Annotated in this window: 22 protein-coding genes; 7 read left to right on the top strand and 15 right to left on the bottom strand. The window is 68.7% G+C overall.

Annotated features, from left to right (window positions below; genetic code table 11):
* The 4 genes from MSZK_RS32610 to MSZK_RS09395 form a co-directional block, all read right to left on the bottom strand.
* Positions 1-436: LysR family transcriptional regulator (locus MSZK_RS32610; protein ID WP_233211195.1), on the bottom strand; the 436-nt coding region annotated here is incomplete at its 3' end.
* A complete protein-coding gene (gene cbbX, locus MSZK_RS09405; RefSeq protein ID WP_099247149.1) occupies positions 433-1,392 on the bottom strand; it encodes a CbbX protein in 960 nt (319 codons plus the stop codon). The genes cbbX and MSZK_RS32610, both read right to left, overlap by 4 nt.
* A gap of 7 nt (positions 1,393-1,399) precedes the next feature.
* Entirely contained in the window at positions 1,400-1,825 is a 426-nt protein-coding gene (locus MSZK_RS09400) for a ribulose bisphosphate carboxylase small subunit (protein ID WP_099247227.1), read from the bottom strand.
* A 10-nt stretch (positions 1,826-1,835) separates the two neighbouring features.
* A complete protein-coding gene (locus MSZK_RS09395; protein WP_099247147.1) occupies positions 1,836-3,266 on the bottom strand; it encodes a form I ribulose bisphosphate carboxylase large subunit in 1,431 nt (476 codons plus the stop codon).
* A 194-nt stretch (positions 3,267-3,460) separates the two neighbouring features.
* Between MSZK_RS09395 and MSZK_RS09390 the strand changes: the two genes are divergently transcribed.
* Positions 3,461-4,462, top strand: coding sequence for a class I fructose-bisphosphate aldolase (locus MSZK_RS09390; RefSeq protein ID WP_099247145.1), 1,002 nt, complete (start codon positions 3,461-3,463; stop codon positions 4,460-4,462).
* Here the strand turns inward: MSZK_RS09390 and MSZK_RS09385 are convergent.
* Complete coding sequence (locus MSZK_RS09385) at positions 4,450-5,691, bottom strand: GAF domain-containing sensor histidine kinase (protein WP_199203264.1); 1,242 nt, start codon at positions 5,689-5,691, stop codon at positions 4,450-4,452. The genes MSZK_RS09390 and MSZK_RS09385 overlap by 13 nt on opposite strands.
* Positions 5,688-6,353, bottom strand: coding sequence for a response regulator transcription factor (locus MSZK_RS09380; RefSeq protein WP_099247143.1), 666 nt, complete (start codon positions 6,351-6,353; stop codon positions 5,688-5,690). Before MSZK_RS09380 ends, MSZK_RS09385 begins: the two co-directional genes overlap by 4 nt.
* Positions 6,354-6,479: 126 nt before the next feature.
* On the opposite strand from MSZK_RS09380, the gene rpe reads away from it, so the two are divergent.
* The 4 genes from rpe to MSZK_RS09360 all read left to right on the top strand — a co-directional run bounded on the left by rpe (position 6,480) and on the right by MSZK_RS09360 (position 11,032).
* Positions 6,480-7,175: a ribulose-phosphate 3-epimerase gene (rpe, locus tag MSZK_RS09375; RefSeq protein WP_199203263.1), complete on the top strand. Its 696-nt coding sequence runs from the start codon at positions 6,480-6,482 to the stop codon at positions 7,173-7,175.
* Positions 7,172-9,217, top strand: coding sequence for a transketolase (gene tkt / locus MSZK_RS09370; protein WP_099247141.1), 2,046 nt, complete (start codon positions 7,172-7,174; stop codon positions 9,215-9,217). Before rpe ends, tkt begins: the two co-directional genes overlap by 4 nt.
* Positions 9,210-10,154, top strand: coding sequence for a phosphoribulokinase (locus MSZK_RS09365; RefSeq protein WP_099247221.1), 945 nt, complete (start codon positions 9,210-9,212; stop codon positions 10,152-10,154). Before tkt ends, MSZK_RS09365 begins: the two co-directional genes overlap by 8 nt.
* A gap of 95 nt (positions 10,155-10,249) precedes the next feature.
* A complete protein-coding gene (locus MSZK_RS09360; protein ID WP_099247219.1) occupies positions 10,250-11,032 on the top strand; it encodes an HAD-IA family hydrolase in 783 nt (260 codons plus the stop codon).
* 6 nt (positions 11,033-11,038) lie between these two features.
* Here MSZK_RS09360 and gatB read toward each other — a convergent pair whose 3' ends face one another.
* The 5 genes from gatB to gatC form a co-directional block, all read right to left on the bottom strand.
* On the bottom strand, positions 11,039-12,559 hold the full coding sequence (gatB, locus tag MSZK_RS09355; RefSeq protein WP_099247139.1) for an Asp-tRNA(Asn)/Glu-tRNA(Gln) amidotransferase subunit GatB: 1,521 nt from the start codon (positions 12,557-12,559) through the stop codon (positions 11,039-11,041).
* 64 nt (positions 12,560-12,623) lie between these two features.
* Complete coding sequence (locus MSZK_RS09350; RefSeq protein WP_099247137.1) at positions 12,624-13,829, bottom strand: diguanylate cyclase; 1,206 nt, start codon at positions 13,827-13,829, stop codon at positions 12,624-12,626.
* Positions 13,830-13,870: 41 nt separating this feature from the next.
* Positions 13,871-14,902 (bottom strand): ATP-dependent 6-phosphofructokinase, encoded by a 1,032-nt coding sequence (locus tag MSZK_RS09345; protein ID WP_099247135.1) that lies wholly within the window; start codon positions 14,900-14,902, stop codon positions 13,871-13,873.
* A gap of 18 nt (positions 14,903-14,920) precedes the next feature.
* Entirely contained in the window at positions 14,921-16,411 is a 1,491-nt protein-coding gene (gatA, locus tag MSZK_RS09340) for an Asp-tRNA(Asn)/Glu-tRNA(Gln) amidotransferase subunit GatA (protein WP_099247133.1), read from the bottom strand.
* A complete protein-coding gene (gatC, locus tag MSZK_RS09335) occupies positions 16,408-16,707 on the bottom strand; it encodes an Asp-tRNA(Asn)/Glu-tRNA(Gln) amidotransferase subunit GatC (protein WP_099247217.1) in 300 nt (99 codons plus the stop codon). The genes gatA and gatC overlap by 4 nt, the downstream gene beginning before the upstream one ends.
* A gap of 151 nt (positions 16,708-16,858) precedes the next feature.
* On the opposite strand from gatC, the gene MSZK_RS09330 reads away from it, so the two are divergent.
* Positions 16,859-17,518 (top strand): amino acid-binding protein, encoded by a 660-nt coding sequence (locus MSZK_RS09330; protein WP_099247215.1) that lies wholly within the window; start codon positions 16,859-16,861, stop codon positions 17,516-17,518.
* Between the two features lies 1 nt (position 17,519).
* Here the strand turns inward: MSZK_RS09330 and ligA are convergent, their stop codons facing one another.
* Positions 17,520-19,592, bottom strand: a complete 2,073-nt coding sequence (gene ligA, locus MSZK_RS09325; protein WP_099247212.1) for an NAD-dependent DNA ligase LigA — start codon at positions 19,590-19,592, stop codon at positions 17,520-17,522.
* 90 nt (positions 19,593-19,682) lie between these two features.
* Between ligA and MSZK_RS09320 the strand changes: the two genes are divergently transcribed.
* Positions 19,683-20,078: an MmcQ/YjbR family DNA-binding protein gene (locus MSZK_RS09320; RefSeq protein ID WP_099247131.1), complete on the top strand. Its 396-nt coding sequence runs from the start codon at positions 19,683-19,685 to the stop codon at positions 20,076-20,078.
* Between the two features lie 15 nt (positions 20,079-20,093).
* Here the strand turns inward: MSZK_RS09320 and MSZK_RS09315 are convergent, their stop codons facing one another.
* The 3 genes from MSZK_RS09315 to MSZK_RS09305 all read right to left on the bottom strand — a co-directional run bounded on the left by MSZK_RS09315 (position 20,094) and on the right by MSZK_RS09305 (position 24,304).
* Entirely contained in the window at positions 20,094-21,608 is a 1,515-nt protein-coding gene (locus tag MSZK_RS09315) for an FAD-binding oxidoreductase (RefSeq protein ID WP_099247129.1), read from the bottom strand.
* Between the two features lie 135 nt (positions 21,609-21,743).
* Entirely contained in the window at positions 21,744-23,291 is a 1,548-nt protein-coding gene (locus tag MSZK_RS09310; RefSeq protein WP_099247127.1) for a hypothetical protein, read from the bottom strand.
* A gap of 2 nt (positions 23,292-23,293) precedes the next feature.
* Positions 23,294-24,304 carry a methionine synthase gene (locus MSZK_RS09305; protein WP_099247125.1) on the bottom strand — a complete coding sequence of 337 codons (1,011 nt, stop codon included), beginning with the start codon at positions 24,302-24,304 and terminating at the stop codon, positions 23,294-23,296.
* Between the last annotated feature and the right edge of the window lie 59 nt (positions 24,305-24,363).

The following is a 24,363-nucleotide window of genomic DNA, read 5'->3' as shown; positions in this document are numbered from 1 at the left end:
CCACCAGGTCGACCTCGTGGCGGGCCAGCATCGGCCAGACCGCATTGCGCGAGGCCACCTCCAGATGCAGCACGACCCCCGGGTGCTCGGCCCGAAACGACGCCAGCGCCGCCGGGATCAGCAGCTCGCCGGCGGTGGTGACGGCGGCCAGCCGCACCGAGCCGTTCTCCGGATCGGCTTCGCCGCGCGCGGCCAGGATCGCCTCGTCGTGCAGGCCGAGGATGCGTCGGGCGTATTCGACGTAGCGCTGCCCGGCGGCGGTCAGCTTGACTCCCCGGCCGTTGCGGTCGATCAGGGCGATACCGATCTCCGCCGACAACGCCCGCACCGCCGACGAGATCGACGACTCGGTGACCACCAACCGTTCCGCGGCGCCCCGCACCGATCCGGTGTCGGCGAGCTCGACGAGAGCACGCAGCCTGGCCTTCGTCGTCATTGCCGCGCCTCACTTCCGCCGTCGCCGAACACCCGGCTGCTCAACAGATCTGCGGGTTCGATCGTGGACAACTCTGCCAGCCCGACCAGGCCGGGGCCGGCCAACAGCCGTCGCGCGTGTCGCAGCCGCGCGCGCTCCAGCGCATTGCGCACGCTGCGGGCGTTGGCGAACCAAGGCTGGTCCACGCGCAGGCGCAGATAGTCGTCGAACACCGACGCGGCCGCATCGGAGAACCGATAGCCCATGGACTCGGTCATCAGAGCCGCGATCTGGGCGAGCTCGCCGACGGTGTAGTCCGGGAACGTGATGTGGTGAGCCACCCGGCTCTGCATCCCCGGGTTGGCCGAGAAGAACTGGTCCATCTTGTCGGCGTACCCGGCCAGGATCACCACCAGATCGTCACGATGGTTCTCCATCACCTGCAGCAGGATCTCGATCGCCTCGGACCCGTAATCCCGCTCGTTGCCGACCTTGTACAGGTAGTAGGCCTCGTCGATGAACAGCACGCCGCCCATCGCCCGCTTGATGACCTCTTTGGTCTTGGGCGCGGTGTGCCCGACGTACTCCCCCACCAGGTCGTCGCGGGTGACACTGACCAGATGCCCGCGCCGCAGATAGCCGAGCCGGTGCAGCAGCTCGGCCATCCGCAACGCCACCGTGGTCTTGCCGGTGCCCGGGTTTCCGGTGAAGCACATGTGCAGGGTGGGCGCCACCGCCTCGACGCCGAAGCGTGCCCGCATCCGGTCCACCAGCAGCAGCGCGGCGATCTCGGCGATCCGCGTCTTGACCGGCTCGAGACCCACCAGCTCGGTGTCGAGCCGGCCAAGAACATCGTCGATGCCCGAATCATGCCGGGCGGCAGTGAGATCCACGACGGCGTCGGCCGACAGCACCTCGGGCTCGGTGTCGCCGGGCCGGAACCCGAACGACACCCGCGGATTGGCGGCCGTGGTCACCGTGGCCTCACTGGCCGGGATAGCGTTCGCCGGCCGGGCGGTCGGTGGCGTAGGCGTGCGTGGTGTAGCCGATGGTGCGGTTGGCCCGTTCGGCTCGGTCCACCCGGAAGCCCGGTTCGTCCGGCGGCCGGTTGACGATGAACGACAATGCCGTGGTCTGCCTGCCGAGGCCGGCATCGTAGGCGTTGAGCCGGATGTAGTGATTCGGGTAGGCGGCCCGGCAGGCGTTGACCTCCATCAGCACGCCCGCGGCGTCCATCAGGTCGAACATCGGCAGCCCCCACATTTCCCAGTAGACGTTGCGCGGGTGCGGATCGTCGGTGAACTCCACCGACAGCGGCCGGCCGTTGGTCAGTGCGTAGTCGATCTGGGCGGTGATCTCGTCGTCGGTGAAGTCCGGCAGATACGAGAACGTTCCCTGCGTGATGCGCATGCTCATCTCCTCAGATGCTCGTGGGGGTGGCGACGACGTCGGGGGTGTCGGTGGATTCGTAGTTGAACGTGATGTCACCCCAGGTCGCGAGCGCGGTATCCAGCGCCCGGTTACGCGCGGCGGCCTTCTTCAGGATCTCCGGGCCCTCCCTGAAGTAATCGCGACCCTCGTTGCGCGCCTTGATCATCGCCTCGAGCGCCACCCGATTCGCCTCGGCGCCCGCAGCGATGCCCATCGGGTGCCCGATGGTGCCGCCACCGAACTGCAACACCACGTCCTCGCCGAGGTAGTGGATCAGCTGGTGCATCTGGCCGGCGTGGATGCCGCCGGAGGCCACCGGCATGACGCCGGGCATCGAGGCCCAATCCTGGTCGAAGAACAGGCCTTTGACCGGGTCGGCGTCGATGTGGTCGCGCCGCAGGGTGTCGTAGAACCCGGCGGTGGTGTTGGGGTCGCCTTCCAGCTTGCCGACCACGGTGCCGGCATGGATGTGGTCGACACCGGCCAGCCGCATCCATTTCGAGATCACCCGGAAGCTCACTCCGTGCGTCTTCTGCCGGGTGTAGGTGCCGTGGCCGGCGCGGTGCAGATGCAGGATCACGCTGTTGTCGCGAGCCCACTTGGCCATCGACTGGATCGCGGTGTAGCCGATCGTCAGGTCGATCATCACGATCGCCGAACCCAACTCGGCGGCGAAGTCGGCCCGCTGGTACATCTCCTCCATGGTTCCGGCGGTGATGTTGAGGTAGTGGCCCTTGATTTCGCCGGTGGCGGCCTGCGCGCGGTTGACGGCCTCCATGCAGTACAGGAAGCGGTCGCGCCACCGCATGAACGGCTGGGAGTTGATGTTCTCGTCGTCCTTGGTGAAGTCGAGGCCGCCGCGCAACGCCTCGTAGACGACCCGGCCGTAGTTGCGGGCCGACAGACCGAGCTTGGGTTTGGTGGTGGCGCCCAGCAGGGGGCGACCGAACTTGCCCAGATGCTCACGCTCCATGACGATTCCGTGGGCGGGTCCCTGGAACGTCTTGACGTACTGGGTCGGGATCCGCATGTCCTCCAACCGCAATGCCTTCAGCGGTTTGAACCCGAACACGTTGCCGATGATCGAGCTGGTGAGGTTGGCGATCGAGCCCTCCTCGAACAGATCCAGGTCGTAGGCGATCCAGGCGATCCACTGCCCGGGCGTTCCCGGCACCGCGTCGACCCGGTAGCACTTGGCCTGGTAGTGCTCGAAGGTGGTCAGCCGGTCGGTCCAGACCACCGTCCAGGTGGCGGTGCTGGATTCGCCGGCCACGGCGGCGCCGGCCTCCTCCGGCGGCACCCCGTCCTGGGGAGTGATCCGGAAGGCGCACAGGACATCGGAATCCTTCGGCACGTAGTCCGGCTGCCAGTAACCCATCTCTGCGTAGGGGATGACCCCCGCGTTCCATCTCTGTGTCATGTCTCGAATGCTGCCCGTCCGACAATGAAGCTGTCTATCGAGAATTCTGCCCTTATTCTGAATCTTTTACTTCACTATTGGCGGTCCCCCGGACCGTCCACCGCCTGGGTGAGGCAGGCCGGGACCTGCCGTCTCTACCGTGACGGCCACCGTCGACGACACGCGACGTCACGTTTTCAGGACAGGAGCAGCCCATGACCACGACCCGACAGGTCGCCAAGCAGATGACCACGTTCGGCAAGGGCATCCTGGCCGCCGACGAGAGCGTCGCCACCATGTCGTCGCGGCTGGCGGATGCCGGCGTCGAGCCCACCGCGCAGAGTCGCCGCGACTACCGGGAATTGCTCTCGGCCACGCCGGGTTTGGCAGACGGGGTGTCCGGCATCATCTTCTGCGACGAGACGCTGCGCCAGACGTTCGCCGACGGCACACCGTTCGCCGACGCCTGCCGGGCCCGCGGCATCCTGGCCGGTATCAAGGTCGACACCGGCGCCAAGCCGTGCCCGGGACTGCCCGGGGAGACGATCACCGAAGGGCTCGACGGACTGGCCTCGCGACTGGCCGGCTATGCCGAACTCGGTGCCGCGTTCGCCAAGTGGCGGGCGGTGTTCACGATCACCGACACCACACCCAGCCGCGGCTCGATCGTCGCCAACGCCAACGCGCTGGCGCGCTACGCGGCGGCCTGCCAGGAAGCCGGGCTGGTGCCGATCGTCGAGCCCGAGGTGCTGATGGCCGGAACGCACGGCATCGGCCGGTGCGCCGAAGTCACCGCCGCCGTCCACCAGGCAGTGCGCGAACATCTGGCGCTGCTCAACGTCGACCTGGCCGGCATCGTGCTCAAGCCGAACATGGTCACCGAAGGATCAGAGAATCCGGGCGGGCCGGCGGCACCGGACGACGTGGCTGCCGCCACCGTAGAGGTGCTGCGCAGCTGGCCCGGCGACCTGGCCGGGGTGGCCTTCCTGTCCGGCGGACAACCCCCGCAGCGGGCTACCGCCAACCTGGCCGCCATGCAGCGTCACGACACTGCTTGGCCGCTGACGTTCTCGTTCGGGCGGGCCCTGGTGTCGCCGGCGCTGGCCGCCTGGCGCGGTGACGAGGACCGGGTGGCTGACGGTCAGGCGGCACTGTCCGAACACGTCGCCGCCAACTCCGCCGCCGTCCGGATGCGCGGCCGGCTTCAGTCGGTCTGAACCGTCTCGGCCACGTCGAGCGGAATCGTCACCGTCACAGTGGTTCCCGAGCCGGGGCGGGACCGGACCGCGAGCCGGCCCCCGACGAGTTCAGCCCGCTCGGCCATCGACAGCATGCCGTAGCCGCCGACGTTGTTGGTGCCGGGCACCCGTTCGGCGCCCGGGTCGAAGCCGATGCCGTTGTCGGACACCTCGAGCCTGGCGGCTCCGCCGGCAACGGTGAACGACACTGCGGCCGTCAACGCCCGGGAATGCTTGACCACGTTCTGCAGGCTCTCCTGGGCGATGCGGTACAGCGCGACCTCGATGTGCTCGGGTAACCGCTCGTCGGCGAGCTCGAGCTCCAGGTCGACCTCCATGATCGAGGACGCCAGGCTGGCCAGCCCGCCGGCCAGACCGAGGTCGTCGAGCACCGGCGGCCGAAGCCCGCCGATGGCCGAGCGCGCCTCGGCGAGGGTCAGATCAGCCAGGTCGCGCGCCTTTTCGATCTGCTCGGCCGCCTCGGCGGTGTCGGAGTCGTCGACGGCTCGCGCCGCCGCGTCCAGCCGATACGTGAGGCTGACCAGGCGCTGAGAGATGCCGTCGTGGATATCGGCGGCCAGCCTGCGCCGCTCGCTCTCCTGGGCGGCGATCACCTGCTCGGCGAAGTTCTCATGGGCTCGTTCGCGCGCGGACAGCTGCCGGTGTAACCGCGCCTGGTGCAGCGCGCCCGCGATCAGCCGCCCGATGACCAGCAGCAGCTGAATGTCGCGAGGAGTGAAATCGCGGCGAGAAATGCTGTGTACGTTGAGAACTCCGACCAGCCCGCCCGGTTCGGTCTCCATCGGCACCGACGCCATCGACGTGAAATCCGAACCCCGGAGCGAACCGATCGGCACGTATCGTGGGTCGTCTTCCTTGTTGCTGACGATCACCACCGGCTCGCGATGGCTGGCCACCCAGCCCGACACACCCGAACCCAGTGGCAGGCGGACACGCCCGACCTGCTCGTCGAACGGCGGGGTGGCGCCGGCCAGGGTCAACGACCGATCCGTGTCGTCGAGCACGTGGACGAAGCACACGTCGGATGCGGTGGCGGCGGTGATCATCCGCGCGACCGCGGCCGCCATCGGCTCGACGCCAGGGCCGCTGGAGGTCGCGGCGATGATGTCGAGCAGCAGCGCCACTTCCCGGTCGGCGTCGACCAGGCCGTGGACATCGTGGGCGCCCAGTCCGCCGGACGGCGTCACTGGAAGATGCCCTCCCGCAGCGCGGTGGCCACTGCGCTGGTGCGGTCACTGACCCCCAACTTGCGATAGATCGACCGCAGATGGCTTTTCACGGTTTCGTCGCCGATCACCAGCTTGCTGGCGATTCCGCGGTTGGACAGCCCGGTCACCACGAACGAGAGGATCTCGCTCTCACGCTGGGTCAGGCCCTGGCGGGCGCCGGGCCAGAACTCGTCGCGCTGCAGCCGGGCGGCGGTGTCCACCGCGCGGGCGGCCAGCCCGGGGTCGATCGCCGTCGCACCGCCGTGCACCAACTCCAGCTGGCGCACCAGTTCGTCGCTGCTGATCCCCTTCAACAGATAACCCGATGCACCCACCCGCAGCGCCTGGAACAGGTACTGCTCGTCGTCGTAGACCGACAGCAGGATCACCTTGCGCTCGGGATCGCGCTCCCGGACCGCGCGGCACAGATCCAGGCCGCTGGCGCCCTGCATCCGGACGTCGCACAACACGATGTCGGGCTTGAGACCGGCGATCACCGTCAGTGCCTTGTCGACGCCGACCGCCTCGCCCACCACCCGCACCCGGTTCTTGAACGGGGAGAGCATGGCTTTGAGGCCTTCGATCACCATCTCGTGATCGTCGACAAGCACGACCCGCACAGGTCCATTCGTCGGCGGCATGGCACCACGATAAGGCACCGGTCTTTTCAACCCCGGCAACTTAACTCGATCGGTCCCCCCTCCGGGGGACATCAGCCCCCGCCTCACCGCCCTAGCATCGGGCCAGAAACGAGGAGGTGGGTCCTGATGGCCATGAAGACGATGTCCGCGCCGAAGCTGGTTGCCTCGGTGCTGCCGGCGAACTTCGCCGAGCTCGGCCACGATGTCGAGCGGATCGGCCAGGCCGGCATCGACCGCATCCAATGGGACGTGATGGACGGGTCATTCGTGCCCAACCTGACCTTCGGACCCGATGTGATCGCCGCCAACCGCGACCGCACGCCCATCGGTTTCGAAGCCCACCTCATGGTCGACGACCCGGATCCGATGTTGCACCGCTGGGTCGACGCGGGCTGCCAGATCGTCATCGTGCACGCCGAGGCCTGCCGCCATCTGCATCGAACCCTCTCCCACATCAGGGATCTCGGGGCACTCGCGGGCGTGGCGCTCAATCCCGCCACCCCACTCGAGGCCGTCGTCAACGTCCTCGAGCTGACCGATCTGCTGCTGGTGATGACGGTGAACCCCGGCTTCGGCGGCCAGCGCTACCTGGCCGACATGGAACCCAAGATCGCCGCCGCGCGGGCCGAAATCGACCGCCGCGGTTTGGATATCGAGCTGGAGGTCGACGGCGGAATCGGCCCGACCACCATCGGCGCGGCGGCTGCGGCCGGTGCCGACGTGTTCTGTGCCGGCTCGGCGCTGTTCAGCGGCCCCGGCACCATGAGCGAACGCACTCACCAGATGCGCAGCGCCGCAACACAACGGCTGGTGTTGCGATGACGACGAGTTCGACAGTCCCGACCCGCGAAGGCGAAGACCGCACCAGCGAGCTGGATGTGCTGGCGATCAACACACTTCGGTTCCTGTCCGCGGACGGCGTGCAGGCCGCCAACAGCGGTCACCCCGGGTTGCCGCTGGGCGCGGCCGGTATCGCATGGACGCTGTGGTCGCGACATCTTCGCCACGATCCCGCCGATCCGCACTGGCCGGACCGGGACCGGTTCGTGCTCTCGGCCGGCCACGGCTCGATGCTGCTCTACGCCCTGCTGCACCTGTTCGGTTACGACCTGCCGGTCAGCGAACTGCGCCGGTTCCGCCAGCTCGGGTCGAAGACCCCGGGTCACCCGGAGTACGGGCAGACTCCTGGCGTCGAGACCACCACCGGGCCGCTCGGGCAGGGCCTGGCCAATGCGGTGGGTCTGGCGCTGGCCGAACGGATGCTGGCGCAACGTTGCAACACTGGCGAACACACCGTCGTCGACCACCGGGTGTGGGTTCTGGCCGGCGACGGTTGTCTGATGGAAGGCATCAGCCATGAGGCGGCGTCGCTGGCCGGGCGGCTCGGACTCGGCAAGCTCGCGGTGATATTCGACGACAACGACATCACCATCGACGGCCCTGCTCACCGCAGCTGCGCCGACGACGTCGAGGCCCGCTTCGCCGCCTACGGATGGCACGTGCTGCGCGTCGACGACGGCAACGATGTGCCCGCCCTGGACCGCGCCTTGCGCCGCGCCCGGGACCATGAGGACCGGCCGACATTCATCCGGGTGAAGACCACGATCGGCGACGGCGCGCCCGGCGTGGAAGGTACGTCGAAGGCGCACGGCAGCCCGCTGGGCACCCAGACGCTCGCGGCGATGCGAGCGCGCCTGGACTGGCCGGATGCCGAATTCCATGTTCCCGAATCGGTTTCGGACACCGCGACGGCGGCCGCAGCACAGGGTGCGGCCGCCCGTGCGGTCTGGGAGCACAGCCACGCCGACTGGGCCGCGCGCAATCCCGGACTGGCCCAACACTTCCCGCTTGATCGCGTGCCGGAGCCAGCCACACTGGATGTGCTGACCGAGCTCGAGAGCCAGGTCGCGGACTCGACGATGGCCACCCGCAAGGCATCCGGTGCGGCGCTGACCGCTCTCGCCGAGGTGTACCCCGGGCTGATCGGCGGCTCCGCCGACCTCGCGGCATCGACCAACACCGCGATCCCCGGGGGCGATGTCGGCCCCGGCGACTACGCGGGCCGTACCATCCACTTCGGCATCCGCGAACACGCGATGGCGGCGGTGATGAACGGCATCGCGCTGCACGGCGGGCTGCGCCCATTCGGCAGCACGTTCTTGGTGTTCGCCGACTATCTGCGCCCGGCGCTGCGGCTGTCGGCGCTGATGCGGCTACCGGTGATCTACCTGTTCACCCACGACTCCGTGCACGTGGGCGAGGACGGGCCCACCCACCAACCGATCGAACAGCTCGAGTCGTTGCGGCTGATCCCCGGGCTGACGGTGCTGCGACCCGCCGACGCCGCCGAAACCGCACTGGCCTGGGAACTGGCGGCCGCCAACCTGGACGGGCCGACGGCGTTGGTCTTGTCCCGGCAGGACCTGCCCGCGCTGGGTAGCGCCGGCCTGGACGACGCCCGCGCCCGGGGCGCCAGGGCGGTCCGCACCCCCGAGCGGGCCGACATCGTCCTGGCGGCCTCGGGTTCCGAAGTCGCCCTCGCGCGGCAGGCCGCCGACCTGCTGGCCCATCGCGGGGTGGCCGCAGCGGTCACCTCGGTGATGTGTCGCGAGTGGCTCGAGGCCGACCGCGACACCCGCGGATTGCCCGATGTTCCGGCGGTGTGGATCGAAGCCGGCGTGCCGACCGGTTGGCGGGCGCTGGCCGGCCCACGCGACACGGTGGTCGGCATCGACCGGTTCGGTGAGAGCGGCCCCGGCGCGCAGGTCGCCGAACACCTCGGCCTGTCCGCGGCGGCGGTGGCCGACGCCGCGCTGCGGGTGCTGGACCACTCGCTCGACAACCCTCCGGATGGCGATGGCTGACAAGATGATTCGGATTCGTCGCGCCTCGCAGGAGGATCGCCGCCGACCGGTGCTGCTGGCCATCGCCGGGGACAGCGCGGCCGGCAAATCGACGGTGGCCCAGGGCATTGTGGACGCACTGGGGCCGGCGCGGTGCACGATCTTGTCCACCGACGACTACCACCGATACGACCGCTACGAACGCGCGCACAAACCGTTCACCGCGCTGCACCCGGACTGCCACTACCTCCCGATCCTGGCCCAGCACCTGCAGCTGCTGGCCACCGGGCAGCCCATCCTCAAACCCGTCTACGACCACAGCACCGGACGGCTGATCCGCCCGCAGCTGGTCGAGCCGACCGAGGTGATCGTGGTCGAGGGGTTGCTGCCGTTGCACAGCAAACTGGCTCGGGCCTGTTTCGACGTCACCGTCTACCTCGACCCGCCCGAACACATCCGCCGCGCCTGGAAGGTCGCTCGTGACACCACCAGCCGCGGCTACACGCAGGAGCAGGTGCTGGCCGAACTCGTCGAGCGGGAACCGGAATCCGTGCAATTCATCCGACCGCAGCGGTCCCACGCCGACATCGTCGTGCGGTTCGCCCCGATCGAGGCCCGCGACGACGCCCCGGGCACGCCCTTGTCGGTCTCGCTGCTGCTGCGCACCACGATCGCGCAACCCGACCTGACCGAGGTACTGCAGCCGGGGATGGCCCGAACCATCCATATGCGCCTGGCCCGCGACGGCGACGGACGTCCGGTCGACAGCGTGCACGTACACGGGTACGCCGGCCCGGAGGACAACGCCACCGCCGAGAAGATGGTGTGGCACGCGCTCGGTCAGGACGGTTCGGCGGTCCCCGACACGCTGGGCCGAATCGGCGCCGACGAGCGCAGCACGCCGCTGGCGATCACGCAGATGGTGCTGATGCACCACGTGCTGACCGCGGGCCGGTAGGGGGTGACGGCACGGGTGAAGTTACGCCACCCCAATCCCCTGATCGGGGGATGCCCGGGGGTATCGGCCCAGGTGATACTGCGTGGGTGGCGGTCATGCACGCGGACACCATCACCAGATCGTTCTGGTGGGATCGGGCGCGCGGCGCCTACGCCGACGTGGCCGCGCTAGAGGCCGTCATCTTCGATGTCGACGGCACCATCGCCGACACCGAACGCGACGGCCACCGGCTCGCCTTCAACGCCGCATTCGCCCAGCACGGGCTCGACGTGTTCTGGGATGCCGACCGCTACGGCCGGCTGTTGCGGATCACCGGCGGCCGGCGGCGAATCGCCGCCGACCTGCTGGCCCGCGGATACGGCGAGGCCGCCGACCGGCTGGCCACCGCGGTGCACGAGACCAAGACCGCGTTGTTCCGCGACTCGATCCTGAACGGCGACATCGACGCGCGCCCCGGACTGCTGGACCTCATCTGGGGCCTACACTGCGCCGACATCCGCATCGCGATCGCCACCACCGGGCGGCGGTCCTGGGTGGAGCCGCTGGTCCGGCAGTTGATCGGCGACGGCGTGGTCGAGGTGATGATCACCGGTGAGGACGTCACCAGGCTCAAGCCGGACCCCGAGGCCTACCAGCGGGCCCTGCACGAGTTGGGGCTACGGCCGCAGAGCGCGATGGCCGTCGAAGACTCCGAAGTGGGCCTCAAGGCGGCCAGCGGCGCGGGGCTGGCGACGGTCATCGTGACCACCGACTACACGGCGCACCAGGATTTCACCGGCGCCGCGGCGGTGCTGCCGGGCTACGACGGGCCCGAGCCGCTGTCGGCCCGGCACTGTCAGCGGCTCCACGGCCGTTGGTGGCTCGGCCAACGGCAGTGACAGTGGTCAGCCGGCCTGTCCGCAGGCGGCCATGACCAACTCGCGCACCCGCGCGGCGTCCGCCTGACCCTTGGTGGCCTTCATCACCGCACCGACGATCGCACCGGCCGCCTGCACCTTGCCGCCGCGGATCTTCTCCGCCACATCGGGGTTGGCCGCGAGCGCCTCGTCGACAGCGGTCTGGATCAGTGAGTCGTCACGGACCAGTGCCAGGCCGCGATCAGTCATCACCTGCTCGGGCTCACCCTCACCGGCAAGCACCCCCTCGATGACCTGGCGGGCCAACTTGTTCGACAACTTGCCCGCGTCGACCAGAGCGACCACCGTCGCGACCTGAGCCGGCGTGATGGCCAGATCGGACAGCTCGATACCTGCCTCGTTGGCCTTCTGCACCAGAAAGTTTCCCCACCAGGCGCGGGCCTGCTCGCTGGGCGCGCCGGCTGCGACGGTGGCAGCCACCAGCTCGACGGCCCCGGCGTTGACTAGGTCGCGCATGACCTCGTCGGAGACTCCCCACTCGTCCTGAATCCGCTTGCGCGACAACCACGGAAGCTCGGGGATGGTGGTACGCAAGCGCTCGATCAGCTCGGCACCGGGTGCCACCGGCTCCAGATCCGGCTCGGGGAAGTAGCGGTAGTCCTCGGCGGTTTCCTTGTCCCGGCCCGGCGAGGTGTAGCCGTCCTCGTGGAAGTGCCGGGTCTCCTGGTGAACCTTGCCACCGTCGACGAGAATGGCTGCCTGACGGCGCATTTCGTAGCGCACGGCGACTTCGACGCTCTTGAGCGAGTTGACGTTCTTGGTCTCGGTGCGGGTACCGAACTCCACTTGTCCGATCGGCCGCAGCGAGACGTTGGCGTCACAGCGCAGCGAGCCCTGATCCATCCGCACATCGGAGACGTCCAACGCGCGCAACAGGTCCCGTAGGGCGGTCACGTAGGCGCGGGCCACCTCCGGGGCGCGATCCCCGGCACCCTCGACCGGCTTGGTGACGATCTCGATCAGCGGCACCCCGGCACGGTTGACGTCCAGCAGCGAGGTGGTCGCCCCGTGGATGCGACCGGTGTCGCTGCCCACGTGGGTCAGCTTGCCGGTGTCCTCCTCCATGTGCGCGCGCTCGATCTCGATCCGGAAGGTGGTGCCGTCGTCCAGCGGGACGTCGAGATAGCCGTTGAACGCGATCGGCTCGTCGTACTGGGAGATCTGGTAGTTCTTCGGCTGGTCGGGATAGAAGTAGTTCTTCCGGGCGAACCGGCACCACGAGGCGATCTCGCAGTTCAGCGCGAGACCGATCCGGATCGCCGACTCGACGGCGGCCTCGTTGAGCACCGGAAGGGCGCCCGGTAGGCCCAGGCACACCGGGCACACCTGCGTGTTGGGCTCCGCGCCGAAGGTCGTCGAGCAGGGGCAGAACATCTTGGTGGCCGTCGACAGCTCGACGTGCACCTCGAGGCCGAGCACCGGGTCGAACCGGGCGACGACGTCGTCGTAGTCGAGCAGGTCGGCCGCGGTTGACGGGGCAGTAGTCATCCCACGATCTTATTCGGCTGGCCATCGACCGATCCTGGTGCGTCACGACAGGCGGCGGACCCGCTCACCCGCCGCCCAGCACCATCCGGTTACGGCCCTCCCGCTTGGCCCGGTAGAGCCGCGCGTCCACGGTGGCCAAGATGTCTCCGGCATCGAAGGGGTTCCGCGCCGTCAGCACCCCGATGCTGACCGTGACGACGTCCGCGACCCCCGACGTCCGGTGCGGGATCGCCAGCGCGGCGACCGAATCCACAATGCCCGCCGCCACCGCGTGAGCGGCGGCCTCGTCCGCAGCAGGCAGCAGGCAGATGAATTCCTCACCCCCGTAGCGTGCGGCGATACCGCCCGACTCGGCGACGATGCGCTGCACGACCGCGGCGACACTGCGCAGACAGTCGTCCCCCCTGGCGTGGCCGTACTGGTCGTTGAACGCCTTGAAATGATCCACGTCCAGCATGACCACCGACAGCGATTGCCCCGATGCCGTGTGAGCCTCGATCTGCTCGGCCATGAGGGCATCGAAATGGCGGCGGTTGGCGATGCCGGTCAGATCGTCTGTGATCGACAGGCGGGTGATCTTCTCGTTGAGTTCGAGCAGCCGGGATTCGACCAGCTTGCGTTCGGAGATGTCCCGGACGATCGAGCAGTTGTACTGGGCGCCGTCGTGCTCGACGTAGTTGACCGTCACCTCGATCGGCAACTCGACCCCGGCCTTGGTGGTGTTGACGGTCTCGATCGTGAAGGACTTGCGCTCGACGATCTCCTGCCAGTGCTCCCGCCAGCGCTGTTCGTCGAACAGCGGGTCGATGTCGACCACGCGCATGCCGGCCAGCTCTTCGGCCGAATACCCGAGCAGAGCGGTCGCGGCCGGGTTGACGTAGACGTAGCGGCCGTCCCGGTCGAGCCAGATGATCATGTCGGTGATCCGGTCGATCGTGGTCTGGGTGAGGTGGAGCCGATGCCACGCCGCCTGCCTGGCCTCGATGTTCTCGACGGTGATCGTGTAGAGGCCCGGGTCGTCGGCGGCCCGGACGACGACCTGCAGGCATTCGGCGTCGAACACCGCACCATGGGGTCCGCCGGTGTCCAGGTAGGAGCGGATCAGTTCGGCGAGGTGCGGCGCCAGGATCGCCTCCACCGGCGAGCCGGCCACCGGTGCCTGGTCACTGACGCCGAGCACCCGCCTGCCCGCGGAATCGACGGCGACAACCACTGCGTCCCGGTCGATGGTCAGCGTTCCGACGAACGGTGGAAGGGCAAACGAATGCATCGCCAATCAGAGTGCCGCCTCGAGATCGCGGTCGGGCGCGATCAGCCGAAGAAGGCGGCCGCGTCGTCGTAGCGGCTCTGTGGCACCAGCTTGAGCTGACGCACGGCATCGGCCAGTGGCACCCGGCCGATGTCCTGTCCGCGCAGGGAGACCATGATCCCGTATTCACCGGCGTGCGCGGCATCGGCGGCGTTGACGCCGAACCGGGTGGCCAGCACCCGGTCGTAGGCGGTCGGGGTGCCGCCGCGCTGCACGTGGCCGAGCACGGTGACCCGGACTTCCTTCTTGATCCGCTTCTCCACCTCGATGGCCAACTGCTGGGCCACCCCGGTGAACCGTTCGTGGCCGAACTCGTCGGTGCCGCCCTGGCGCAGCTGCATCGACCCTTCGGCAGGCTTGGCGCCCTCGGCCACCACGATGATGAAGCTCGACTCGCCGCGCTGGAAGCGCTTCTTGACCAGCCGGCAGACCTCTTCGACGTCGAAGGGCTGCTCAGGAATCAGCGTCATGTGCGCGCCGGAGGACAGCCCCGCGTTCAGCGCGATCCAGCCGGCGTGGCGGCCCATCACCTCGACCACCATCACCCGCTGATGGGATTCGGCGGTGCTGTGCAGCCGGTCGATGGCCTCGGTGGCGATCTGCAGCGCGGTGTCGTGACCGAATGTGACGTCGGTGCAATCGATGTCGTTGTCGATCGTCTTGGGCACCCCGACCACGGGCACCCCTTCTTCGGACAGCCAGTGCGCCGCGGTCAGCGTGCCTTCGCCGCCGATCGGGATCAGCACGTCGATCCCGTTGTCCTCCAGCGTCTGCTTGATGTCGTCGAGCCCGGCGCGCAGCTTCTCGGGGTTGGTGCGGGCGGTGCCCAGCATGGTGCCGCCCTTGGCCAACAGCCGGTTGTTGCGATCGTCGTTGTGCAGCTGGATCCTGCGGTCCTCCAGCAGGCCGCGCCAGCCGTCGAGGAACCCGACCACCGACGAGCCGTAGCGGGCATCGCAGGTCCGGACGACCGCCCGGATCACGGCGTTGAGGCCGGGGCAGTCGCCGCCTCCGGTGAGCACTCCGATTCGCATGGGTCCTATCCTGCCCCGTCAGATCGCGGTTGGCAGCGGACTCCGAGCAGCCTCATAGGCAGCACCCACGCGGTACAGCCGGTCGTCGGCCAGCGCCGGGGCCATGATCTGCAGACCGACCGGCAGGTTGTCGTCGGCGGACAGCCCCGACGGCACCGACATCCCGCAGTGCCCGGCCAGGTTCAACGGCAGCGTGCACAGGTCGAAGAGGTACATCGCCAGCGGGTCGTCGACCTTCTCCCCCAGCCGGAACGCGGTGGTCGGGGTGGCCGGGGAGACCAGGACGTCGACGCTTTCGTAGGCGGCGTCCAGGTCGCCGGCGATCAGCGTGCGGACCTTCTGGGCCTGGTTGTAGTAGGCGTCGTAATAGCCCGCCGACAACGCGTAGGTGCCAATGATGATGCGGCGCTTGACTTCCGGGCCGAAACCGGCGGCCCGGGTCAACGCCATGACTTCCTCGGCGCTGTGGCTGCCGTCGTCGCCGACCCGCAGCCCGTACCGCATGGCGTCGAACCGGGCCAGGTTGCTGGACACCTCCGAGGGCAGGATCAGGTAGTAGGAGGACAGCGAATAGTCCAGATGTGGGCAGTCCACCTCGGTGATCTGCGCCCCCAGTGCCGCGAGCTGCTCGACGGCGGCGTTGAACGACGCCAGCACCCCGGGCTGATACCCCGCGCCGCTGCGCAGCTGTTTGACCACGCCGATGCGCACCCCGGTGAGGTCGCCATCGGCGCCGGCCCTGGCCGCGGCCACCACATCGGGAATCTGCGCCTCGATCGAGGTGGAGTCGCGCGGGTCGTGCCCGGCGATGACGGCATGCAGCAACGCCGTGTCCAGAACCGTCCGGGCGCACGGGCCGCCCTGGTCCAGCGACGACGCACAGGCCACCAGGCCGTACCGCGACACCGTGCCGTAGGTCGGCTTGACCCCGACGGTGGCGGTCAACGCCGCAGGCTGGCGAATCGAGCCGCCGGTGTCCGAGCCCAGCGCCAGCGGCGCCTGGAATGCGGCCAGCGCGGCCGCGCTGCCGCCGCCGGAGCCGCCCGGCACCCGGTCGGTGTCCCACGGGTTGCGGGTGGGTCCGTACGCGGAGTTCTCGGTGGAGCTGCCCATCGCGAACTCGTCCATGTTGGTCTTGCCGAGAATCGGGATGCCGGCGGCCCGCAACCGGGCCGTCACCGTCGCGTCGTACGGCGACACCCAGCCTTCGAGGATCTTCGATCCGCACGTGGTGGGCATGTCCGTGGTGGTGAACACGTCCTTGAGCGCCAATGGGACGCCCGCCAGCGGCGACGGCAGCGTCTCTCCGGCCGCGACGGCGGCGTCGGTGCGCGCCGCGCCGGCCAGCGCCTCCTCGGCCGCGACGTGTAAAAACGCGTGGTACCGGTCATCGGTGGCGGCGATCTGGTCCAGGCAGGCCTGCGTCACCTCGACCGAGGAAACCTCCTTGGCCGCGATCTTGGCGCCCAGCGTCGCGGCGTCCAGCCGGATCAACTCGTCGCCGCTCACTGCGCCTCCCCGAGGATCTGGGGCACCGCGAACCGGCCCTCGGCCGCGGCCGGGGCCTCGGCCAGCGCTTCCTGCTGGGTCAGACACGGTTCGACCACGTCAGGCCGGGTGACGTTGACGTCTTTCAACGGGTTGCCGGTGGGCTTCACGTCGCTGGTGTCGACGGCCTGGATCTGGCTGACGTGGCCCAAGATGGCGTCGAGCTGGCCGGCGAAGCTTTCGAGTTCGGTGTCGGTCAGCGCCAGCCGGGCCAGTTTGGCCAGCCGGGCGACCTCGTCGCGGGAGATTTGGGACACGGTGCTCAAGCCTAGTTGGCTTCGGTCGCCGGCCCGGACGGCAGGTGTTGCCCACGAACCGCGAGGTAGACCCCGAACGACCACAGTGTGGGCGGCCGGCGGGCGAACCGGCCGGAATGCTGACTCCAGGTGGCTATGAAAGGGTGTGCGCGTGCCTTCGTATCTGCTGCGGGTCCAGCTGGTCGACCGGCCCGGTAGCCTCGGCTCGCTCGCCGTCGCCCTGGGCACCGTCGGCGCCGACATCCTCTCGCTCGACGTCGTCGAGCGAGGGTCCGGATACGCGATCGACGACCTGGTGGTCGAACTGCCGCCCGGCGCGATGCCCGACATGCTGATCACGGCCGCCGAGCGGCTCGACGGGGTGCGGGTGGACACCATCCGGCCGCACACCGGGCTGCTCGAGGCCCACCGCGAACTGGAGCTCATCGACCACATCGCTGCGGCCGGCGACCGGGCCGGCAAACTGCAGGTGCTTGCCGACGAGGCGCCGCGGGTCCTGCGGGTGGGCTGGTGCACGGTGGCCCGCATCTCCGAAGCGGGTCTGGAACGCATCGTCGGCAGCCCCGGCGCACCCGAGACGCAGGCGACCGCGGCACCCTGGCTGCCGCTGGCCCACGCCGAGGCGCTCGACGGCACCGCCGAGTGGGTACCGCAGGTGTGGCGCGACATGGACACCACGCTGGCCGCGGCGCCGCTCGGCGACCCGAACACCGCGGTGATGCTCGGCCGCCCGGGCGGGCCGCTGTTCCGGCCCTCGGAAGTCGCCCGGCTGGGCTACCTCGCCGGCATCGTGGCGACCATCCTGCGCTGACTCACTCGGCGGGCTCGGCCACATCGGCCGGTGGCGGCGGCCCCTGCGCCAGCAGGGTGCGAAAGCCGTCCTCGTCCAGGATCGGGATGCCAAGTTCGACGGCCTTGTCGTACTTCGACCCGGGCGAGTCGCCGGCGACCACGAACGACGTCTTCTTCGACACCGAACCGACCGCCTTGCCGCCCCGGCTGATGATGGCCTCCTTGGCCTCGTCTCGGGAGAAGCCCGGCAGCGAACCGGTGACCACGATCGAAAGCCCTTGCAGCGTCGGCGTTATCGAGGTATCGCGGACGTCTTCGAGCCGGACACCCGCGGCCCGCCACTTGTCGATGATCGCGCGGTGCCAGTCGACGCTGAACCACTCGATCAGTGCGGCGGCGATGGTCGGTCCGACACCCTCCACGTCGGCCAGCTGTTCCTCGGTGGCTGCCATGATCGCGTCCAGGCTGCCGAACGCGACCGCCAGCGCGCGCGCCGCCGTCGGCCCCACGTGCCGGATGGACAGCGCCACCAGCACCCGCCACAGCGGGCGCTCCTTGGCTTGCTGCAGGTTGATCAGCAGCCGCGCGCCGTTGGCCGACAGCGCACCGTCCTTGGTCGTGAAGAAATCGGCGGTCAGCAGGTCCACGCTGGTGAGACCGAACAGATCCCCCTCGTCCCCGATCACCTTGGCGTTCAACAGAGCTGTCGCCGCCTCGTAGCCCAGGCCCTCGATGTCCAGCCCACCGCGGCCGGCCAGGTGAAAGACCCGCTCGCGCAGCTGAGCCGGGCAGGACCGGGCGTTCGGGCAGCGGATGTCGACGTCGCCCTCCTTGGCCGGGGCCAGCGGGGTGCCGCACTCCGGGCAGTGGGTCGGCATGACGAACTCGCGCTCGGTGCCGTCCCGCAGATCGACCACGGGGCCCAGCACCTCGGGGATGACGTCGCCCGCCTTGCGGATCATCACCGTGTCACCGATCAGCACACCCTTGCGCTTGACCTCCGAGCCGTTGTGCAAGGTGGCCATCGCGACGGTGGATCCGGCGATCTTCACCGGCGTCATGACCGCGAACGGGGTGACCCTTCCGGTGCGGCCGACGTTGACCTGGATGTCGAGCAGCGTGGTCTGCGCCTCTTCCGGCGGATATTTGTAGGCCACCGCCCACCGCGGCGTGCGCGACGTGGCACCGAGGCGGCGCTGCTGGGCGAAGTCGTCGACTTTCACCACGATGCCGTCGATTTCGTGCTCGATCTCGTGGCGCCGCTCCCCCCAGTAGGTGATGCGCTCCTCGACGGCGGCCAGCCCGGCGACCCGGGTGGTGTGCTCGGAGACCGGCAGGCCCCACGCTTTCAAGGCGAAGTAGGTGTCGTGCAGCGTGGCCGGGCTGAAGCCTTCGGTGTAGCCCAGCCCGTGGCAGATCATCCGCAGTTTGCGCTTGGCGGTGACGGCCGGATTCTTCTGCCGAAGTGAGCCGGCCGCGCTGTTGCGCGGGTTGGCGAACGGATCCTTGCCGTCGGCGACCAGGCTGGCGTTGAGGTTCTCGAAATCGGCCACCATGAAGAACACCTCACCGCGCACCTCGAGAACCTCGGGTATCGGATATTCCGTTGACTCGATGAGGATTTCGGGGATGTCGTTGATGGTGCGCGCGTTGTTGGTGACGTCCTCGCCGACTCGCCCGTCACCACGGGTGGCCGCCCGATCCAGGCGGCCGTTGCGGTACACCAGCGCCAGCGCCACCCCGTCGACCTTGAGCTCGCACAGGTACTGCGGGTCGCGGCCGATCTCGGTTTCCACCCGGTTGGACCAGGCCGCCAATTCCTCGGTGTTGAACACGTCCTCCAGCGACAGCATGCGCTCCAGGTGGGCGGCCTCGGTGAAATCGGTCGCGAAACCCGCACCGCCGACCAGCTGGGTCGGCGAGTCCGCCACCCGAAGCTCGGGGTAGCGCTCCTCCAGCGCGAGCAGTTCGTTGAACAGCTTGTCGAAGTCCGCGTCGGAGACGATCGGCGCGTCTTTGATGTAGTAGCGGAACTGGTGTTCGCGCACCTCGTCGGCGAGGGTCTGCCAGCGCCGGCGCACATCCGGATCGATGGGGTCAACCTCGGGATCGGACGTCTCTGGAGCCACTGTTGCAGGTTAATCCAGGGTGCTGACGACTCTGGACCGTGGCACTGTTGAGCCATGCCCCATCCGGTGATGTTCGACGACGCCGACCCGGTCCTGGCCCGGGTCCGCGCGATCGCCCTGGCATTTCCCGAGGCCACCGAGAAGATCTCCCACGGACGACCGACATTCTCAGCGCCGAAGATGTTCGCCGTCTACGGCGGCAGCCGCAAGAACCCCAGCGGTCCGATGACGCGGTACGACCACGCCCTGCTGGTCAAGGTCGACGACAGCGAGCGCCGCGCGCTGGAGCAGGACCCGCGGTTCTTCTTCCCCGCGTATCTGGGCCCGTTCGGCTGGCTGGGTCTGGACTTCGACGCCGCCGACGTCGACTGGGGCGAGGTCACCGAACTCGTCGACGCGTCGTTTCGGCTGCAGGCCCCGGCGCGGTTGGTCCGTCTGCTCGACGGCTGAGCCGTCGACGGCAGATCACACCGGGATGCTCTGTGCGTAGCGAAACAGATTGGTGGGGTCGTAGTTCCGCTTGACCTGGCGCAGCCGTTCCAAGTTGGCGCCGTAATAGGCTTGCTGCCAATCCTTTTGGTCCGAATAGGGCCAATTCTGAAAGCTGCCCTGCTGGGTGAAGCCGCTGATGAAGTCGAAGGTGTCGGCCGTCCAGTCGAGAAGGTCCCGCTGCATGGACGCGGGTTGGTCGCGCCACCACACGGCCGGTCGCAGCAGATGGTTGTCGGCCCGATGTACGTAGGCCATCGCGTCCGCCGCCACGCGATTCACCTGCCCGCCGCTCCAGCACATGAGACGCACTTCGGCGTTGGCGTCGTCAGTCCCCCCAGGAGCGGCCAGTACCCGATCGACGAGGTCGGCCATCCGGTCCACCGGGATCGGCGCGTTGGTGAACCGAGAGCATTCTTCGAGGCCGTGCTTGGGCATCTCGCCGACGGCCAGCCAGTTGATCTGGGCGTCCCAATAATCCATCTCCTCAACGGTCATGTCCGCCGGCCCAAGAGCGGTGACCGGGGCAAGCAGGTCCCGCGCGTCCTCCGGCGTGCCCTGATAACACCCCTCGATGGTCAGCGTCGGGAAGACCGCCGCGCGGCCCTGCGCGGGGGTGATGTCCGCACCGGCGGGCCGCACATTGGTGACAGCGGCAAAGCCGGACAGCCGATCGGGTGCGGTCAGCATCAGACGATCGAACGCCGACCAGCCGGACACCATCGCGTCCTTGCCGTTGAACTGCACACTGAAGACGGTGATCGTCGGGCTGGGAATCTCCACCAGCCGAAACGTGAAGGACGTGTTCGCCCCGAAGTTGCCGCCCGCCGCGCCACGCAGCGCCCAGAACAAATCGGCGTTGTCGGTCTGGCTGGCCTGCACGCTGACACCGCTGGCCACTACCACCCGCGTCGATTCCAGATGGTCGCAGGTCATCCCGGCCCAGCGGCTGTTGTCGCCGATCCCGCCACCGAGAACCAGACCGCCGACCCCGACCGACGGGCACGTGCCGATGGGCAACATCAGGGCGCCGCCGCGCAGCGCCGACAGCAGATGTGCGTTCAGCGCGCCGGCCCCGAGGGTCACTGTCCCGGCCTTGGCGTCCAGCGACACCTGGTTTAGCGCGCCCGTCTTGATCAGCAGGCCGCTTGTCGTCGACGCGCCGATGTAGTTGTGTCCCCCGCCCCGCATGACGGGTTGGACGCCCTCATCGACGCACCACCGCACGCACGTCTGGACGTCTTCCGGTGTCGCACACAACGCGATCGCCGTCGGCGTGACGCCCTCGAACCGGTCGTTTCCGGGCAGGTTCTCCGCGGCGAAACGCGGGTCGCCGGGCACCAGCACGTGTCCCTTCAGTCGGCGGTGGAGATCCTCGACCGCCGACGGGCGTGAGTCCGAGCAACCGGCCAGCGCCAGCCCACCACCCACTGCGGTCGCAGCGGCCAGAAACCTACGTCGGCTGATACCCACGCCATGTCCCCCGTCCATGACCACTGATTCGCACGCCACACCATTGTGCGCATCCCGACCGGCTCACAAACCAGAATTTGCAGAGAAGTCAATTCCGCGGCGCCGCCGCTGAATGCATCGCACACCCGCGCGGTGGGCGCGCCGGCGCAACGGTCAGCCGGCCGGTCGGTCCTCGGCGCCAACCCGGGCGAAGATGACCCCCCGCGCTTCGTGGTAAACGGGCACATACTGGGTCGCGAAGCGCGGATCGTTCAACAGCGCGTCCATCGCGACGAATCCGGTGTCGTACACCCCGCCGGCCTCGGGCGGGTGTTTACCCCGTGCCGAAACCGCCACCACGTAGTCGTAGTGGCGTGACAGCCAGTAGTCGTTGTCGATGCGCGCGAAATGCCGGCCCCGCACGTCTTTGGCCAGGTGCGTGTCGGTCAGGCCGTAGAGGTCGGTGAATCTGAGCTGATCGTTGAGGTACGGGATCACACCCGCCTCACCGACCAGAACGGTCTGCTGCGGGGCGGCCAGTCGGCCCAGATTCCGGGCGATGTCGGCGTAATCCCGGTTGTACGGCCGGAAGTCGAGATGCCAGCCCGACACGAACGGTTTGTAGCGCTTGATGTCCTCGCGCTGCACCAGCCACGAACAGCCCACGACGAATACCAGCAGCAGCACCGTCGTGAACACCCGACGGTGGGCGATCGCACCGACGTCGACCCGATCGATCACCACGAACAGCAGGATCGGCACCACGGGCAGCATCAACCGGAACGCGGGCATCCAATCGCCGCCGGCGTACGTGGCGAAGGCCGCCTGCGCCACGATGACCAGGTAGATGGGCAGCTGGGCCCGCACGAGGAGCGGCGCACGCTTGGCCAGCGCCAGCAGTGCGTACGGGGCCACGGCCATGGCGGCGAACAAGGCGACATACCGGACACCGGCCCGCAGTGTGGTCAGGCCCGGGTTGTTCTTGGCGTAGAGCGGGTTGGGAAACAGGTCGCCGTAGTAGAACAGCCGAAAAGCGATGAACGCGGCGATGATTGCGGAAACGATCACCGCGGTCAGGCAGGTGTAGCGCAGCCGGTCGCCGGCGCCGCGCATACCGAGCACGATGATGCCGGCATAGATCGCGATCGGGTAGATCACAGCTTCCGGCCGGGAAATGCTCAGCACGCCGAGCGTGACGGCGAAACCGATCGCGTGCTCCAGGCGCTGATCGCCGCGCCACCGCGAATACAGCAGCACGGTCAGTGTCAGCAGGAAGGTCACCAGTGCGGTTTCCATGCCGGAACTGTTGTAGACGTTCAGAAATGGGCTCACGGCGATGACGGCGAGCAACAGCGCGATCGCCGGACGCCGGTTGCCGTGCACCGTCGCCAGCTGGTACACGACGACCAGGGTGGCCATGCCGAACACCATGCTCATGACCTTGGCCAGGTAGAGCATGGCGACATGGCCGGTCAGTCCGGTCACCGCCGCCACCGCGGTGACCAGCACGAGCCAGGTCGGATTGGAATATCCTTCGACCGCCTCACCGGGGTTGAACACCGCGCCGTCGCCTGCGAGCAGATTGCGGCCGTAGCGCAAGGTGATGAAGACGTCGTCGATCTCGACGTTGACGACATCGAGGCAGCCCAGCACATACCCGACGCCGGTGCCCACCAGAAGCAGCGGAAACCATGCCGTCGCGAGCTTCTGGGAAAGGGCCATCGTCAGATCGCTTCGGGATCCTCGCCGACCGCAGCGGCGGCCCGCTGGCACAACCCGACCGCGACCCGTGCCCACGCCGCGGTGGCGCCGGCCAGCCCACAGGCCGGGCTGATCCCGACCCGGTCACGAACCGAACTGCGGGAGAAGCCGATTCGATCGGTGATCGCCACGGCGGCTGCGGCCACCTCCTCCGCCGAGGGCCGGGCCGCCGGCGCGCTCGTGGGCACCAGACCGAACACCACGGCGCGGCCGCAGTCCAGGAACTCACCGAGGCCGTCGAAGTCGGCATCGGCGAGCGTGCTCGCATCCACCGAGACAGCATGGATTGCGCTGCGCTGCAGTACATTCCATGGCAGTCCTGGCGCGCAACTGTGCAGCAGAACCTCGGCGCCCGCCCCGGCGACGCACTCGTCGAGCAACCCGATCGCGACCGCCTCGTCGACCGGATGCACCGGGTTCAGCGCGCTCACCCCGGTCAGCCGGCCGGCCAGTGCCGCGGCCAGGACCGGTTCGTCGTACTGCACCACCACCGTCGTCGCCAGCCGGCGCGCCAACTCGGCCCGGTGCCGCGCCACCCCTTCGGCCAGTGAGGCCGTGATATCGCGCACCGCCCCGGCGTCGGTGAGCGCCCGATGACCATTGCCCAGTTCCAGCTGCGCGGCCAGCGTGATCGGACCCGGGGCCTGGACCTTCACCGGCCGCCCGGAACCGGGCCCGCCGGCCTTCTCCCAGGCCTCTTCGATGGCGTCGACGTCTTCGTCGAGCAGGCTCTTGGCCCGGCGGATGACCGAGCCCGGCCGGGCGGCGATCCGATAGCCGCGAGGCACGGTGTCGATCGCGATGTCGACCAGCAGTGCCCCGGCCCGCCCGATCAGGTCCGCACCCACACCGCGGGCCGGCAACTCGACCAGGTGAGGCAGCCGGTGCAGTTCCCCGACCACGATTTCGGCGGCCTCGCGCGGCGCCGAGCCCGGCCACGAACCGATGCCGGTGGCTGCCGCGAAAACACTCACCGGCCAACCGTATTGGACAGCCCGGCCACACCGCGCAGCCGGGGGCATAACGTGATGCT

The sequence above is a fragment of the Mycobacterium sp. shizuoka-1 genome, from assembly GCF_002723835.1.
Taxonomy (GTDB): Bacteria; Actinomycetota; Actinomycetes; order Mycobacteriales; family Mycobacteriaceae; genus Mycobacterium.
Note: the sequence above shows the minus strand (reverse complement) of the source record. Positions and strands in the feature narration are given on the sequence as shown.

Coding starts and splice junctions, on each gene's coding strand:
- MSZK_RS09350 (WP_099247137.1), bottom strand. CDS start 13,829: ATGCATTCGTTTGCCCTTCCACCGTTCGTCGGAACGCTGACCATCGAC.
- MSZK_RS09380 (WP_099247143.1), bottom strand. CDS start 6,353: ATGCCGCCGACGAATGGACCTGTGCGGGTCGTGCTTGTCGACGATCAC.
- MSZK_RS09395 (WP_099247147.1), bottom strand. CDS start 3,266: ATGACACAGAGATGGAACGCGGGGGTCATCCCCTACGCAGAGATGGGT.
- tkt (WP_099247141.1), top strand. CDS start 7,172: ATGACGACGAGTTCGACAGTCCCGACCCGCGAAGGCGAAGACCGCACC.
- MSZK_RS09360 (WP_099247219.1), top strand. CDS start 10,250: ATGCACGCGGACACCATCACCAGATCGTTCTGGTGGGATCGGGCGCGC.
- MSZK_RS09320 (WP_099247131.1), top strand. CDS start 19,683: ATGCCCCATCCGGTGATGTTCGACGACGCCGACCCGGTCCTGGCCCGG.
- MSZK_RS09400 (WP_099247227.1), bottom strand. CDS start 1,825: ATGCGCATCACGCAGGGAACGTTCTCGTATCTGCCGGACTTCACCGAC.
- gatB (WP_099247139.1), bottom strand. CDS start 12,559: ATGACTACTGCCCCGTCAACCGCGGCCGACCTGCTCGACTACGACGAC.
- MSZK_RS09390 (WP_099247145.1), top strand. CDS start 3,461: ATGACCACGACCCGACAGGTCGCCAAGCAGATGACCACGTTCGGCAAG.
- rpe (WP_199203263.1), top strand. CDS start 6,480: ATGGCCATGAAGACGATGTCCGCGCCGAAGCTGGTTGCCTCGGTGCTG.
- MSZK_RS09310 (WP_099247127.1), bottom strand. CDS start 23,291: ATGGCCCTTTCCCAGAAGCTCGCGACGGCATGGTTTCCGCTGCTTCTG.
- MSZK_RS09345 (WP_099247135.1), bottom strand. CDS start 14,902: ATGCGAATCGGAGTGCTCACCGGAGGCGGCGACTGCCCCGGCCTCAAC.
- MSZK_RS09315 (WP_099247129.1), bottom strand. CDS start 21,608: ATGGACGGGGGACATGGCGTGGGTATCAGCCGACGTAGGTTTCTGGCC.
- MSZK_RS09365 (WP_099247221.1), top strand. CDS start 9,210: ATGGCTGACAAGATGATTCGGATTCGTCGCGCCTCGCAGGAGGATCGC.